Source organism: Mesorhizobium sp. M1066 (assembly GCF_040318635.1).
Lineage (GTDB): Bacteria > Pseudomonadota > Alphaproteobacteria > Rhizobiales > Rhizobiaceae > Mesorhizobium.
The window spans coordinates 31,072-46,087 of record NZ_JAMYMR010000043.1 but is presented as its reverse complement, the minus strand read 5'-3'; the positions used below and the strand labels follow the sequence as shown (position 1 = coordinate 46,087).

Sequence of the window (15,016 nt, the reverse complement as noted above, 5' to 3'; positions counted from 1 at the left end):
ACCTCTGCAGACGATAAGTGACAAAACTGTTCGCGATGTCCTCGCACACCTGTTCGCGATGTCTCCGGTCCAAACAGGGGGGAGATCACATATCAACCGATTTGCATCCTTGCCGCCCGCAATCTCCGCTTGAAGCCGTTTGTGCAACGCGATACGCCGTTGCCGACTTCGACAAGGAGAGACCCGTGACCGCTGCAAAGACCAGAACCGAAACCGACACTTTCGGCCCGATCGAAGTCGCCGCCGACCGTTATTGGGGTGCGCAGGCGCAACGATCCCTCGGTAACTTCAAGATCGGCTGGGAAAAGCAGCCGGCCTCGATCGTGCGCGCGCTGGGCATCGTCAAGCGGGCGGCGGCCGAAGCCAATATGGAATTGAAGCGGCTCGATCCGGCGATCGGCAAGACGATTGTCGAGGCGGCGCAAGAGGTTATCGACGGCAAGCTCGATGAGCATTTCCCGCTGGTGGTCTGGCAGACCGGCTCGGGCACGCAGTCCAACATGAACGCCAATGAGGTGATCTCCAACCGGGCGATCGAGATGCTGGGCGGCGTCATGGGCTCCAAGAAGCCGGTGCATCCCAACGACCACGTCAATATGAGCCAGTCGTCGAACGACACCTATCCGACGGCCATGCACATCGCCTGCGCCGAACGCATCGTGCACGACCTCTTGCCGGCGCTGAAGCACCTGCACAAGGCGCTCGCCGCCAAGAGCAGAGAGTTCAATCACATCATCAAGATCGGCCGCACGCACACGCAGGATGCCACCCCCCTCACGCTTGGCCAGGAATTTTCGGGCTATGCCGCGCAGGTTGCCTCGTCGATCAAGCGCATCGAGCTGACATTGCCAGGCCTGCAGGAACTGGCGCAAGGCGGCACCGCCGTCGGCACCGGCCTTAACGCGCCGGTCGGCTTCGCCGAAAGGGTGGCGGATCGCATCGCCACCATCACCGGCATTGCCTTCGTCACCGCGCCGAACAAGTTCGAGGCGCTGGCGGCCCATGATTCCATGGTGTTTTCGCACGGCGCCATCAATGCGGCGGCCGCCGCGCTGTTCAAGATCGCCAACGACATCCGTTTCCTCGGTTCCGGCCCGCGTTCGGGCCTCGGCGAGCTGTCGCTGCCGGAAAACGAGCCGGGCTCGTCGATCATGCCGGGCAAAGTCAACCCGACCCAGTGCGAGGCGCTGACGCAGGTCTGCGTGCAGGTGTTCGGCAACAATGCGGCGCTCACCTTCGCCGGCAGCCAGGGCCATTTCGAACTCAACGTCTACAACCCGCTGATGGCCTACAATTTCCTTCAGTCGGTGCAACTACTCTCCGACGCCTCGGTCTCCTTCACCGACAATTGCGTCGTCGGCATCGAGGCGCGCGAAGACAACATCAAGGCGGCACTCGACCGCTCGCTGATGCTGGTGACGGCGCTGGCGCCGACCATCGGCTACGACAATGCCGCCAAGATCGCCAAGACCGCGCACAAGAAGGGCACCACGCTGCGCGAGGAAGCGCTTGCCACCGGGCTGGTCAGCGAAGCCGATTACGACCGGCTGGTGCGGCCGGAGGACATGACGCATCCGGGGTAGGCAACTCCGGGAAAAATGTCTTGCGGTTTTCCGTCCGGAATTGCGTCAACCAAAAGCCCGGTATTTGCCGACGGGAGAATTTACTCCCGTTACGACCTGACCTGAAGCGAATTTTGCGCGGACCGCCCGATCACGGAAATGTAAGTACTGTGAACAATGTGTCGCCAACCTGGTGGCTTTGGTGAACAGTCGGCTTGCTCTATCTCACCGGTATCAACCCCTTCCGGAGAGCCACCATGTCCATCAACACTTCAGTCGCCGGTTCCGGCGCATCCAATGCCTCGACCACCATTCTCCTCGGCCGCGTCCTGCTTGCCGTCATCTTCCTGCTTTCAGGCTTCGGCAAGCTGACCGCCATCACCGGCACGGCCGGTTATTTCGGCAGCCTCGGCCTGCCCTTGCCGACCGTAACGGCCATTGTCGTCGGCCTGATCGAGCTTCTCGGCGGCCTCGCCATCCTCGTCGGCTTCAAGACCCGGATTGTCGCCTGGGTGCTGGCGATCTTCACGGTCGCTACCGGTCTGGTCGCCCACACCGGTTGGGCTGACCAGATGCAGATGATCCAGTTTCTCAAGAACCTCGCCATCGCTGGCGGCTTCCTCGTGCTGGCTTCCTCGGGCGCGGGTGCCTATTCGATCGACGCCAAGCGCGGCTGAGCCAAAAACTGGCAATAGCCGAACGAAAGAGCGGCGCGGAATTTTCCGCGCCGCTTTTTCGTTGTTGGTACATGCCCGCCGATCTGTTGGCCGAAGTTTTCTGATAGGATCGGGGCATCGGACGAGGCCGGCCGGCGGCCGATAACGGAGGTGAACATGCCCCGCAACGCGCTGCTCCTGCTCTCCCGGCTGCTGCTCGCCGCCCTGTTCGTGCCCTCCGGTTTCCAAGCTTTGAGCGATATTGCCGGCACGACAGGCTATTTCGCCGGCCTCGGCCTGCCGCTGCCGACGCTTGCCGCCTGGGGCACGGGACTGTTCGAACTGATCGCCGGGCTGCTCATCCTGGTCGGTTTCCAGACCCGGATCGCGGCGCTGCTGCTCGCCGCCTTCTGCATTGCCGCCGGCTTCATCGGCCATTACGGCCAGGGCGGCGGCGACGCGATGCTCGCCTTCCTGCACCAGCAGATGCTGATGAAGGACATTGCGATAGCAGGCGGGTTCGTTGCGCTGGCGATGGCCGGCGCCGGCGCATGGTCGGCGGATAAGCGCAATGCGGTTTAATATCTTTGCGTAGTTGCGCTCAGGTCGACCCTCACTCCGTCTCGGCTTCGCCGAGCCACCTCTCCCCCGATCGACGGGGTAGAGGAAGGGTACGAGCCTGTTGCCGCCAACGCTCTTCCAACGCGGCTCCCTTCCTTTCCCTCCGGAGGGGGGAAAGGTGGCGCTGCGAAGCAGCGACGGATTGGGGGAAGCCGGTCATCAAACGCGAACCCGCCGGCGAGTGGCGGGATTGAGTCGGCCCAATATCCGCGTGGGTCAGAATGACACTCAGGTAGATCGTGTTCACTTCACCGACATGCTGGGCCCGCCCTCGACAGCCAGCACCAGCCGGCGGTTGGTTATCCTTGCCAGTTGCGCCAGGCGCCCGGCCGGCCGCTCGCCATAGAGATCGGCCAGCGATGCCGGCAGGACCAGCGCCAGCACGCCGTTGGCGCGCTGTTCCCATTTCAGCCTGGGCATGATGCCGGGCATCGACGCCGTCAGCAGGTAGACGACGCGCATCATCGCGGCGAGCACGCGGGCCCGCTCCAGATAACGCGGCGGCGCCAGCGCCTTGATCTCGGGGGCGATGGCTTCGTTGAAGATGCCGTCGTGACGATAGGCGTTGGCCATGGCCAGGAAAGCACGGCCGGGATGGTCGACGCCGAAGAAGGAGGCGTGCGCAATGATGTTGAGCGATTGCTTGCCGCGATATTCGGGATGCGCGCGCCAGCCGATATCGGCCAACAATGCGGCCGCGTGGCGGTAGCGCGCCTCGTCCTCGGTCTCGTCGATGCCGAAGGCGGCAAAGGTTTTGGCAGTCCAGTCGACGAGCTCATGCGCATGGGCGACGGAGCGTGAGCGCAGGCGGGCGAGTTCCTCCGAGGCCGAAATCAGCGGATCGGCCTTCTGCTCCGCCTCGTCGAGCAGCGAATAGAGAAAGCCTTCGCGTACACCCAGAGCCGAAACGATGATCTTCGACGGCTGCATCGCCGCCATGATCTCCTGCAGCACGACGGCGCCATAGGGCAGCAGCGAACGGCGGTTCTTGGAAACGCCTTCGATGCCCTTGACCTTCTCGATCTCGGCCTTGGCCACTTGCTTGAGGAAATTCGCCGCGCTTTCGGCCGAGATCTCGTAATGGTGCATGACACCAAGCGGATAGTTGGTCATTTCCATGTGCAGCCGGGCAAGATTTCGCCAGGTGCCGCCGACGGCGTAGAAGGGCCTGCCCTGCCCGCCTTTCAACAGCTTCGCCTTCGCCAGTTCGTCACGCGCGATCTTCGCCGCCTGAGCCAGCGAGTTCTTCGCCATGTCCTGCAGGCGCAGACCGCCCAGCGGCAGCGTGATGCCGTCACCGATCGCTTCGCCGCTGACGTCGACCAGTTCGAGGCTGCCGCCGCCCAGATCGCCGGCGATGCCATTGGCCGGATGGAAGCCGGATATGACGCCGAGCGCGGAATAATAGGCTTCCTGACGGCCGCTGATGACACGAATCTCGGTCTTCAGCACATCCTCGGCGCGGTGGATGAAATCGGGGCCGTTGACCGCCTCGCGGGCCGCGGCGGTGGCCAGCACATACATATGCTCGGCGCCGGCCTGGTCGGAAAGCGCGCGAAAGCGGCGGAACTCCTCCATCGAGCGGGTCACCGCCTCGGGGTCGAGCTTGCCGGTCGAAACGATGCCACGGCCCAGACCAGCCAGCATCTTTTCGTTGAACAGCATGGTCGGCGAGCGCGCCAGCCCCTCATAGACGACGAGGCGGATCGAGTTCGATCCGATGTCGATGATGGACAGCGGTCGGCGGTCCTGCAGCCGGCCCTGGGAATCAGACAGCATCAGCCGGACGCTGCTGCGTTCTTCTTGCGGCGCTTGAACTGCGCAATGCGCTTGGGCGCATGGGACTTCAGCGCGTCACCCCGTCCCGACAGGCTCGGATTGGTCATGAAATATTCCTGCGCGTTGAACGGTTCCTCGCCCTCCTCCAGCACGACGCGCCGGGAGGTTCCATCAGCCAATACGTCGAAACTTTGCTGATTGTCCATGATGTTGCCCAGCATGATCTGGCCAAGGATCTGTTCGTGCACAGTTGGATTCGTGATCGGCACCATGGTTTCGACGCGGCGGTCGAGATTGCGCGGCATCAGATCGGCCGAGGAGATGTAGACGATCGCCTCGTCCGATGGCAGGCCATGACCGTTGCCGAAGCAATAGATGCGGCTGTGCTCGAGAAAACGGCCGACGATCGATTTGACGCGGATGTTTTCCGACAGGCCCGGAACCTGAGGCCGCAGGCAGCAGATGCCGCGCACGACCAGGTCGACCTCGACGCCGGCGCGGCTGGCATCGTAGAGCGCGTCGATAATGATCGGATCGACGAGTGCGTTCATCTTCATCCAGATGCGCGCCGGTTTCCCCTGCACCGCGTAGGCAATCTCGTCGGCAATGTGCTTCAGGATGCGGCTTCTCAGCGTGAACGGCGAGATCGCCAACCGCATTTCGTCCGTCGGCTCGGCATAGCCGGTGATGAAATTGAACAGCTGGGCGACATCGCGGGCAATCGTCGGATCGGTGGTGAAGAAGGACAGGTCGGTGTAGATGCGCGCCGTTACCGGATGGTAGTTGCCGGTGCCGAGGTGCACGTAGTTGCGCAGCTTGCCGTCCTCGCGCCGCACCACCAGCGACATTTTCGAATGGGTTTTCAGCTCGAGAAAGCCGAACACGACCTGCACGCCGGCACGCTCCAGGTCGCGCGCCCAGCGGATGTTGGCTTCTTCGTCGAAGCGCGCCTTGAGCTCGACCAGCGCGGTGACCGACTTGCCGGCCTCGGCCGCGTCGACCAGCGCACGCACGATCGGGCTGTCATTGGAGGTGCGGTAAAGCGTCTGCTTGATCGCCACCACTTCCGGGTCGGCCATCGCCTGGCGCAGGAACTGCACCACGACGTCAAACGATTCGTAGGGGTGATGGACGACGATGTCCTTCTCGCGGATGGCGGCGAAACAATCGCCGCCATGCTCGCGGATGCGCTCGGGAAAACGCGGATTGTAGGGCGTGAATTTCAGGTCGTCGCGGGGAACGGCGACGATCTCGGAAATTTGGCTGAGCGCCAATGGACCGGTCAAGACGCTGATGCGGCTGGACGACACGCCAAGCTCGCCGGCGACGAAGTCGCGCAATTCGCCAGGCATCAGCCTGTCGAATTCGATGCGGATCACCGAACCGCGCCGCCGCCGCTTCAGCGCCGTTTCGAACAGGCGCACGAGGTCCTCGGACTCCTCCTCGACCTCGATATCGCTGTCGCGGATGATGCGGAACGTGCCGGAGCCCTTGACTTCGTAGCCGGGAAAGAGCTTGCCGATATAGAGGCCGACCGCCTCTTCCAGCGGGATGAAGCGGACATGATGCTTGCGGTCCGGCAGACGGATGAAGCGCTTCAGCGCCACCGGCAGGCGCAGCAGCGCGCTCATCTCCTCGCCGTTCTTGCGATGGCGCAATTGCAGCGCCATCGAGAAGCCGAGATTGGGAATGAACGGGAACGGGTGCGCCGGATCGATCGACAGCGGGGTCAGTACCGGGAACACCTGCTCCTGGAAATGGTCTTCCAGCCAGACTTTTTCGTCCTTGGTCAGCGCATCGCGGGTGATGCTCTCGATGCCTTCCTTGTTGAGCAGCACGGTGAGCGCCGAAAGGCTCTTCTGCTGGTCTTCCTGCAGCCGCTCGACCTCACGCAGCAGCTGTTCGAGCTGCTGTTCGGGGGTGCGGCCGTCAGGGCTCTTCAGCGTGATGCCCTCGCGCACCTGGCCGGCGAGGCCGGCGACGCGCACCATGAAGAACTCGTCGAGATTGGCGGCCGAGATCGACAGGAAGCGGACGCGCTCCAGCAGCGGATGATTGAGGTTGAGCGACTCCTCGAGAACGCGCCGGTTGAACTGCAGCCAGGAAAACTCGCGGTTGACAAACCGGTCCGGATTGCCGCCCTCCGGGCGGGCCACCTCGACATCCACGAATTCGTTCTGCACCGGCTTCAGTTCGTTCATGATTCCCGCTCTTCCACACCGTCAGCCAGCTAAAGCGCCGCGCGTCATTCAGGACGCGCAAAGGACGCTCTACCATTCCAAGGCGACGCATGGTCCTTGCGAAAACCGGTGTCGGTCTTCGGGGCCATGCGTTAACCGGCTTAACTTATCCTCTGACAGGCTTTTGCGACAGTTTCATTTCATCGAACTTGCAAAGAGGCCTGATATGATCCAGATGCAGACGAGACTGCGTTAAGGAGACGACGATGGCAGGCGGTTCCATTCCCCATTTTCAGAACGATGCGGGCTATCAGGCAATCGACATCGGCGTGAAGGAATTCATGTGCACGGGCGCCAATCCGCCTTTCGACCACCCGCATGTGTTTCTGGACATGGGCGACGACAACGAAAAAGTCTGTCCCTATTGCTCGACGCTCTACCGCTATTCGCCGAAGCTGAAGGCGACGGAAACGCTGCCGGCCGGCTGCATCTACATCGATCAGGCCGCCTGAGTCTTTCGCGACCAGCCCGATGACCGACACGCGCTCCCGGCAAATTGTCATCGCCGGGGCGGGTGTCGCCGGATTGACCGCAGCTCTTGCATTCGCCGAACGCGGCTACCCTGTTCGGGTGTTCGAACAGGCGCAGCGCCTGGAAGCTGCCGGCGCCGGCATCCAGCTCTCTCCCAACGCGACCCGCATCCTTCGCCAGCTTGGCGTACTCGACCGGCTGCTGCCGGCGGCGGTGCGGCCGGAAGCCGTGGTGTTGAAGGAGGCCGCGACCTTGCGCGAACTGGCGCGCGTGCCGCTGGGGCAAGCCGTCGAAAGCCGCTGGCAGGCACCCTATCTCGTCGCGCACAGGGCCGACCTGCAGAGCGCGCTGCTGGCGAGGGCCGACGAAATCGCCAACATCGAGATCGTCACCGGGGCGCGCATCAGCACCATTGCCGCCGACACCCATGGCATCACGGCGACGGCCGAGATGGCCGGCAAGACTGTCGAAGCCGAGGGCTTCCTGCTGGTCGGCGCCGATGGCGTCTGGTCGTCGGTACGCGGGCTTGCCTGCTCGAGCAAGGGAGCGGCCTTCGCAAGGAGCCATTTCTCCGGCGAACTGGCCTGGCGCGCCACCGTCGCTGTTGACAGCGCCGCCGGGCAAACCTTTGCAGCCATCGGCGCCAAGGACTGCGTCACCACCTTCCTGCATCCCGGCTTCCATATGGTCGCCTATCCCGTCAGCAAGGGTGCGGCCTTCAATCTCGCGGCCTTCACCAAGGGCGACCGCATTGCCGAGGGCTGGTCCGGCAACGCCGACGCCGGGATCCTGAGCAGCGCCCTGCGCGGCACCGCGGCAGAACTTGCCCGTCTGGTCGAGCAGGCCGGTCCGTGGACCGCATGGCCGATCCACACAGTCGACCCGCAACAGCCCTGGACAACACCGAACGGCATTGCGCTGATCGGCGACGCCGCGCATGCAATGACCCCGTTCGCGGCGCAAGGTGCGGCCATGGCGATCGAGGATGCGGCGACGCTTGCCGACATCATCGCCGACTTCCCTGCCGACCCCCTGGCCGCACTTGCCGTCTGGGAGCAGTCACGGCGGCCGCGTGTCGCGCAGGTCACCCGACGCGGCGCTGTCAACCGGCTGGCCTGGCATGCCTCGGGTCCAGTGGCGATTGCGCGCAATGTGTTCCTGAAGGTGCGCTCGTCGGAAAAACTCGCGGCGGATCTGGACTGGCTCTATGGGTGGCAGGCTCAGAAGATCATTCGACGCTGAGCGTACAAGCACAATCGGTTGGTGGACAGCACCCCCCTCTGTCCTGCCGGACTGTCCGGCAGGACAGAGGGGGGTGTGAAGGAACGCGACGCCAATTCGCGGAATGCTCACGCTAATTATACAAGCTCATCGACAGGCCGAGCGATACAGGCAGCGGGTTCCACCAGCCGGTGCGCAGGCCGGCGATGCGCAAGGCCGCCGCCGTCCAGGTGTTGCAGCCGACCAGTGCGTTGAAATGGCCATTGGCTTCGTAGAAGCCGTCGAACCTCGAATAGGCTGCGTCCGGAACGAGGATCGGGCCTTCCGGTCCCCGCTGGAAACTCGCATCGATGAAATCGAGCAACGCCGTGAACCGATCCTCGGTGATGTCGAACCCCGCGATATCGGGGCGCGGTTCGACGATGTCACCGGCGACATCGACATGCATGACCGACGCGTCGAGGGTCAGTGCCTTCATCACCGGCACCGCCTTCAGCTCGGACCATGTCGGTGTCTCCAGGTAGAAGGCGCGACCGCCCCAGCCGAAGACGATGTAGCGGACCTCCGGCCTGTCGGCCGGTATGCCCGCATCGACCAGGAAATGGAAACGCCGGCGCACGGCGTCATCGACCGGGATGGCGATATCGGTGTGGATCGGATTGTTCAGCACCAGGATGTGGCGCGTCGTAGCGGGCATGGCGGCGGCCGCCGGCCACAGCGGCCGTGGCACGAAGGTGCCCGTCGCCACGGCGAGTGCGACGACAACCAACAGAAGACCTAGAAAGCGTCCCAGTCTTTTCATGAAAGGCGGCCCTGCAAACGCGCTCCGGCGCGACACGAACGCCCGCCTATTATCCCATACGCAAAAGAGCCCGGCAGTGTTTCAGCCGGGCTCTTCGTGGCCGTCGAGGCCTAGTGCAGGATCTGCGACAGGAACAGCTTCGTGCGCTCGTGGCGCGGGTGGTCGAAGAACTCGGCCGGCGTGTTCTGCTCGACGATCTGGCCCTGGTCCATGAAGATCACCCGGTTGGCGACCTTGCGGGCGAAGCCCATCTCATGGGTGACGCACAGCATGGTCATGCCTTCCTCGGCAAGGCCAACCATCGTCTCCAGCACTTCCTTGATCATCTCCGGATCGAGCGCCGAGGTCGGCTCATCGAACAGCATGATGCGCGGGTTCATGCACAGCGAGCGGGCAATCGCCACACGCTGCTGCTGGCCGCCGGAAAGCTGGCCGGGATATTTGTTGGCCTGTTCCGGAATCTTGACGCGCTTGAGGAAATGCATGGCGATTTCCTCGGCCTGCTTCTTCGGCGTCTTGCGCACCCAGATCGGCGCCAGCGTGCAATTCTCCAGGATGGTCAGATGCGGGAACAGGTTGAAGTGCTGGAACACCATGCCGACCTCGCGGCGCACCTCGTCGATCTTCTTGAGATCGTTGGTCAATTCCTTGCCGTCGACGATGATCTTGCCCTTCTGGTGCTCCTCCAGGCGATTGATGCAGCGGATCATCGTCGATTTGCCGGAGCCGGAGGGGCCGCAGATGACGATGCGCTCGCCGCGCATCACTTTCAGGTTGATGTCCTTCAGCACATGGAACTCGCCATACCATTTGTGCATGGCGATGATGTCGATGGCGACATCGGTGGTGGAAATCTGCATCTTTGCGGCGTTGACCTTGATCTCTTCGGCGCTGACGGCATTTTCGGTGGCCATGGCAGGGGGTCCCCTTGTTCTTTTGTTTAGCGTTTGTGGCCGGTGTCGAGCCGGCGTTCGGTGTACATTGAATAGCGCGACATGCCGAAGCAGAACAGCCAGAAGACGAAGGCCGCGAAGATCAAGCCTGACCTCGCCGTCTGCGCGGTTGCCCAGTTTGCATCGGAGAAATTCTGTTTGACGATGCCGAGCAGGTCGAACATCGAGATGATGATGACCAGGCTGGTGTCCTTGAACATGCCGATGAAGGTGTTGACGATGCCCGGGATGACCAGTTTCAGCGCCTGCGGCATGACGATGAAATACATTTTCTGCCAATAGCCGAGACCGAGCGAATCGGCACCTTCATACTGGCCCTTGGGAATCGCCTGCAGGCCGCCGCGCACCACTTCGGCCATATAGGCCGCGGCAAACAGCGACACACCGATCAAAGCGCGCAGGAACTTGTCGAACGAGACACCCTCCGGCAGGAACAGTGGCAGCATGACGCTGGCAAAGAACAGCACGGTGATCAGCGGGATGCCGCGCACCGTCTCGATGAAGACGACGCACAGCGTCTTGATGATCGGCATCTTGGAGCGGCGGCCGAGCGCCAGCACGATGCCGAGCGGCAGCGACACGGCAATGCCGACGAAGGACAGGCTGAGCGTTACCAAGAGCCCGCCCCAAAGCGAGGTCTCGACATGCGGCAGGCCGAACATGCCGCCGACCAGCAGGACGAAGGAGACGACCGGCAGCACGAAGAACAGCAGAACCGCATTCAGCCCTTTGCGCGGCACTTTCGGGATAAGCATCGGCACCAGCAGCGCCACGAACAGTATGGCGACCAGGATCGGCCGCCAGCGCTCCTCGATGGGATAGCGTCCGACCATGAACTGGCCGAATTTGGCGTTGACGAAAGCCCAGCAGGCGCCGGTCCAGCCATCCGGCTGGATGCCGCCTTGCGCCACCGTGGCGCATACGGTCCGATCCGGTCCCGTCCACACGGCGTTGATGAACGCCCAATTGATGATTTGCGGCAGGATCATCGCCACCAGGGCGATGCCGACGATGGTCAAAATGGTGTCGCCGGCAGAAGCAATCAGGTTCTTGCGCACCCATGCGCCGAGGCCGGTGACGCTGGCGGGCGCCGGCTGCGCCAGCACCATTTCGGTGCGCACCCAGGACATATCATGTTCTTGCATGTCCTTACCTCACCTCTCCACCAGCGCCATCTTGGCGTTGAACCAGTTCATCACCAGCGAGGTCAGGAGGCTGATGGCGAGATAGATCACCATCATGATCACCACGCCCTCGACGGCCTGGCCGGTCTGGTTCAGCACCGTCCCGGCGGTCGCCGTCAGGTCCGGATAGCCGATGGCGATGGCCAGCGACGAGTTCTTGGTCAGGTTGAGATACTGGCTGGTCAGCGGCGGAATGACAATGCGCATGGCCTGCGGCACGACGACCAGCCGCAGGATCGATCCGGGCCGCAACCCCAACGCACCGGCAGCTTCCGTCTGGCCCGCGCTGACACCCCTGATGCCGGCGCGCACGATCTCGGCGATGAAGGCGGCGGTATAGCAGGACAGCGCCAGATAAAGCGACAGGAACTCCGGCCGGACCTGAAAGCCGCCGGTCAGGTTGAAAGTCGACTGCTTCGGGTAGTCGAAGCTCAGGGGAAAGCCGCTCAGCGCATAGGCGAGCAGCGGCAGCCCGACGATCAGCGCCGCGGACGTCCAAAATACCGGAAATTGCTGGCCGGTCGCCATCTGCCGTTGCCGCGCCCTGCGCGCGACGAACCACGCCATGGCGATGCCGACGAGCAGGGCGACGAAGATCAGCCATGAGCCGTCGCCCCACACGGCGCGTGGAAAATAGAAACCGCGCTGATTGAGGAAGGAGCCGAACGGCAAACCGATGCTGTCGCGCGGCGCCGGCAGAACGGCCAGCACGCCGGAATACCAGAAGAAGATGACCAGCAGCGGCGGGATGTTGCGGAAGACCTCGACATAGACGGTGCAGATCTTCCTGATCAGCCAGTTCTGCGAGAGCCGGCCGATGCCGATGACGAAGCCGATGATCGTTGCGGTGATGATGCCGACGATGGCGACGATCAAGGTGTTGATGAGGCCGACCAGAATCGCGCGGCCATAGGTCGAATCCGACGAATAGGCGATCGCGCTCTCGCTGATGTCAAAGCCGGCGCGACCCTTGAGGAAGCCGAAGCCCGAAGCGATGCGCAGCCGCGTCAAGTTGTCGATGACATTGTGGGCAATCCACCAGACGCCCGCCACCAGCAGCACGACGACCAGCACCTGGAAGAATATGCCCCGGATTTTCGGATCGTTGATGAAGGAACCGCGGCTGGGCTCCTCGCGAAGTACTTCCTGCGATGCCATTCGACCGTCCCCTGGAAAGAGAAACCGGGAGGCAGATGATCTGCCTCCCGGATCACATTTCGATCAGCGGATCGGCGGCGCGTATTGCAGGCCGCCCTTGGTCCACAGCGCGTTGATTCCGCGCGCGATCTTCAGCGGGCTGCCCGAGCCGACATTGCGCTCGAACATTTCGCCATAATTGCCGACGGCCTTGACGATGTTGACCACCCAGTCATTGGAGACGCCGAGATCGGTACCGATCTTGGTATCGGCTTCCTGGCCGAGCACGCGCTTGATCTCGGGGCTGGCCGAGTTCTTCATCTCATCGACATTGGCCTTGGTGATGCCGAGCTCTTCAGCCTGCAGCAGCGCGAAATAGGTCCACTTGACGATGTGGTACCACTGGTCGTCGCCCTGGCGAACGGCCGGTCCGAGCGGCTCCTTGGAGATGATCTCGGGCAGCACGACATGGTCGGCCGGCGCTCCCAGCGTCAGGCGGATGCCATAGAGGCCCGACTGATCGGTGGTGTAGACGTCGCAGCGGCCGGCATCATAGGCGGCGTTGACCTCTTCCAGCTTTTCGAAGACGACGGGATTGTACTCCATCTTGTTGGCCTTGAAGTAGTCGGCGAGGTTCAGCTCGGTGGTGGTGCCGCTCTGCACGCAGACAGCGGCGCCCGAAAGCTGCAATGCCGAATTGACGCCCGGCAGCTTCTTGGCGTTGATCATGAAACCCTGGCCGTCATAGTAGGTGACGCCGATGAAATTCAGGCCAAGCGCCGTATCGCGGTTGATGGTCCAGGTGGTGTTGCGCGACAGGATGTCGATCTCGCCCGACTGCAGCGCGGTGAAGCGCTCCTTGGCGCTGAGCGGCGTGAACTTGACCTTGGAGCCGTCACCAAAGACGGCGGCCGCGACAGCGCGGCAGAAATCCGCATCGATGCCTTGCCAGTCACCCTTGTCGTCCGGCGCCGAAAAGCCGGCCAGGCCGGTGGAGACGCCGCACTGGATGAAGCCCTTCGCCTTGACGGTGTCGAGCGTGGCCGCCGACGCGGCGGACGCCATCAATCCAAGCGTGGCGGCGCCTAGAATGCCGATAGCAATATGTTTCATGACCCACAGACCCTTTTCTCTGTTTTTCAGGAGTAAATCCTGATTTTTTTCTCCCGTGTGAACGCGGCTCCCATCCCGGCCCATCCCGGAACCCCGCATCGTAACCGACGCGCCGCCTCCCGTTCACAAATGTCATCGAAGGCGATAATTCCTGTGAGGTCAAGGAAAATGACCGAAACCCAAAGAGTTTGAAAACCGATTGCCGCAAATGCCCGATTTACAGACAAACACGCCCGCGATTTAGCCAGCAGGGCTACTAAAGGCGGCAAATCTCATGCAACGCCAACGCCGGGCCAATACGGGCCGCGGCAGCGAAATCCATCCCGGGCAATACCTCGTCGTTGTTGACCTCCCCGTGCGACGAACTACCAGGTTCCAAGATTGTCATCTGACGATTTACTGACGGCTGCATACCAATACAGACCGCCGACGAAGACTGCTCTCAAAAGGCTTGAAAGACGATCCAGGTCCCGATGGCGGCCATCAACGCGCCTGAAACGCGCGGAATCAGCTGCCCGGTCGGCACCGTCTTTTCCAGCAGAACAAGGATGGCGATGCCGGCGATCCACAGCACGTTCATGACGCCACCGACGAACAACAGAGCCATCAGCGCCCAGCAGCACCCCAGGCAATAAGCGCCGTGATCCATGCCGAGCCAAAGCGCGCCGAGCGGAGCGGAACGGAATCCGCCATGGCTGGCCAGGAACGCGATCGGTGCCTGACATTGGCGCAGGCAGACGCCCTTCATCGGCGTCCATTGATAGAGACCGGCGGCGATCAGAACGAGGCCGCCGAGGATCGCGCTGAGGGTCGCCATCGAGGGATCGAGCAAGGCTAGACGGGCGAGAAGCCATTGCGCACCGGTCGCCAGGAGGCTGAAGGCGACCCAGACGGCAAGATAGCCGGCAAAAAACCATCCCGTCGAAGCGATAGGCCGGCCATCCGCCCGCGCCTTGCGGCCGACACCGGCATAGAGCAGCAGCATCGGCGCGACCGAAGGCGTCATCATGCCAACCATCATCACCGCCCACATCGTGACGGTGAAGGCGAAATCGCCCAATGCCCAGACCCGGAAGCCGGGCGCCACGGCGGCGCCCATATCCATGCCGGCCATGTCGCCGCCTTCGCCATCCGGCAAAAGGGAGCCGGGCATGACCATGGTGGCGGCGAGCCACAGCACATAGGCCCAGGCGAGCACGGCGATCACGACGAGCGCGGCCGTCACGACCGCGCGATCGCGCCTCAGCACCGCCTCGAGGGCCGTATCGCCCATTGGA

The 15,016-nt window shown here is 62.8% G+C and carries 13 protein-coding genes; 5 read left to right on the top strand and 8 right to left on the bottom strand.

Going from position 1 to position 15,016, the window contains the following annotated elements:
- Positions 1-185: 185 nt before the first annotated feature.
- The 3 genes from fumC (at position 186) to NKH52_RS30720 (ending at position 2,800) form a co-directional block, all read left to right on the top strand.
- A complete protein-coding gene (fumC, locus tag NKH52_RS30730) occupies positions 186-1,583 on the top strand; it encodes a class II fumarate hydratase (protein ID WP_352736053.1) in 1,398 nt (465 codons plus the stop codon).
- A 236-nt stretch (positions 1,584-1,819) separates the two neighbouring features.
- On the top strand, positions 1,820-2,239 hold the full coding sequence (locus tag NKH52_RS30725) for a DoxX family protein (protein WP_127289105.1): 420 nt from the start codon (positions 1,820-1,822) through the stop codon (positions 2,237-2,239).
- Positions 2,240-2,395: 156 nt separating this feature from the next.
- Positions 2,396-2,800 (top strand): DoxX family protein, encoded by a 405-nt coding sequence (locus NKH52_RS30720; RefSeq protein WP_128305384.1) that lies wholly within the window; start codon positions 2,396-2,398, stop codon positions 2,798-2,800.
- Between the two features lie 282 nt (positions 2,801-3,082).
- Here the strand turns inward: NKH52_RS30720 and ppx are convergent, their stop codons facing one another.
- Both ppx and NKH52_RS30710 read right to left on the bottom strand, forming a co-directional pair.
- Positions 3,083-4,618, bottom strand: a complete 1,536-nt coding sequence (ppx, locus tag NKH52_RS30715) for an exopolyphosphatase (protein ID WP_352736054.1) — start codon at positions 4,616-4,618, stop codon at positions 3,083-3,085.
- Entirely contained in the window at positions 4,618-6,819 is a 2,202-nt protein-coding gene (locus NKH52_RS30710; RefSeq protein WP_127381246.1) for an RNA degradosome polyphosphate kinase, read from the bottom strand. The genes ppx and NKH52_RS30710 overlap by 1 nt, the downstream gene beginning before the upstream one ends.
- Before the next feature lie 245 nt (positions 6,820-7,064).
- Between NKH52_RS30710 and NKH52_RS30705 the strand changes: the two genes are divergently transcribed.
- Both NKH52_RS30705 and NKH52_RS30700 read left to right on the top strand, forming a co-directional pair.
- Positions 7,065-7,310 carry a zinc-finger domain-containing protein gene (locus tag NKH52_RS30705; RefSeq protein ID WP_023814125.1) on the top strand — a complete coding sequence of 82 codons (246 nt, stop codon included), beginning with the start codon at positions 7,065-7,067 and terminating at the stop codon, positions 7,308-7,310.
- Between the two features lie 19 nt (positions 7,311-7,329).
- Positions 7,330-8,571 (top strand): FAD-dependent monooxygenase, encoded by a 1,242-nt coding sequence (locus NKH52_RS30700; protein ID WP_352736056.1) that lies wholly within the window; start codon positions 7,330-7,332, stop codon positions 8,569-8,571.
- 112 nt (positions 8,572-8,683) lie between these two features.
- Here NKH52_RS30700 and NKH52_RS30695 read toward each other — a convergent pair whose 3' ends face one another.
- From NKH52_RS30695 to NKH52_RS30670, 6 genes are all read right to left on the bottom strand, one after another.
- Positions 8,684-9,352 carry a TIGR02117 family protein gene (locus NKH52_RS30695; RefSeq protein ID WP_352736058.1) on the bottom strand — a complete coding sequence of 223 codons (669 nt, stop codon included), beginning with the start codon at positions 9,350-9,352 and terminating at the stop codon, positions 8,684-8,686.
- A 110-nt stretch (positions 9,353-9,462) separates the two neighbouring features.
- On the bottom strand, positions 9,463-10,212 hold the full coding sequence (locus tag NKH52_RS30690) for an amino acid ABC transporter ATP-binding protein (protein WP_031213892.1): 750 nt from the start codon (positions 10,210-10,212) through the stop codon (positions 9,463-9,465).
- Between the two features lie 80 nt (positions 10,213-10,292).
- Positions 10,293-11,450: an amino acid ABC transporter permease gene (locus NKH52_RS30685; RefSeq protein WP_127289116.1), complete on the bottom strand. Its 1,158-nt coding sequence runs from the start codon at positions 11,448-11,450 to the stop codon at positions 10,293-10,295.
- 9 nt (positions 11,451-11,459) lie between these two features.
- On the bottom strand, positions 11,460-12,647 hold the full coding sequence (locus NKH52_RS30680; RefSeq protein ID WP_352736059.1) for an amino acid ABC transporter permease: 1,188 nt from the start codon (positions 12,645-12,647) through the stop codon (positions 11,460-11,462).
- A 63-nt stretch (positions 12,648-12,710) separates the two neighbouring features.
- Positions 12,711-13,739 carry an amino acid ABC transporter substrate-binding protein gene (locus NKH52_RS30675; protein WP_023814120.1) on the bottom strand — a complete coding sequence of 343 codons (1,029 nt, stop codon included), beginning with the start codon at positions 13,737-13,739 and terminating at the stop codon, positions 12,711-12,713.
- Positions 13,740-14,181: 442 nt separating this feature from the next.
- Entirely contained in the window at positions 14,182-15,012 is an 831-nt protein-coding gene (locus tag NKH52_RS30670; protein ID WP_352736061.1) for a DUF2182 domain-containing protein, read from the bottom strand.
- Between the last annotated feature and the right edge of the window lie 4 nt (positions 15,013-15,016).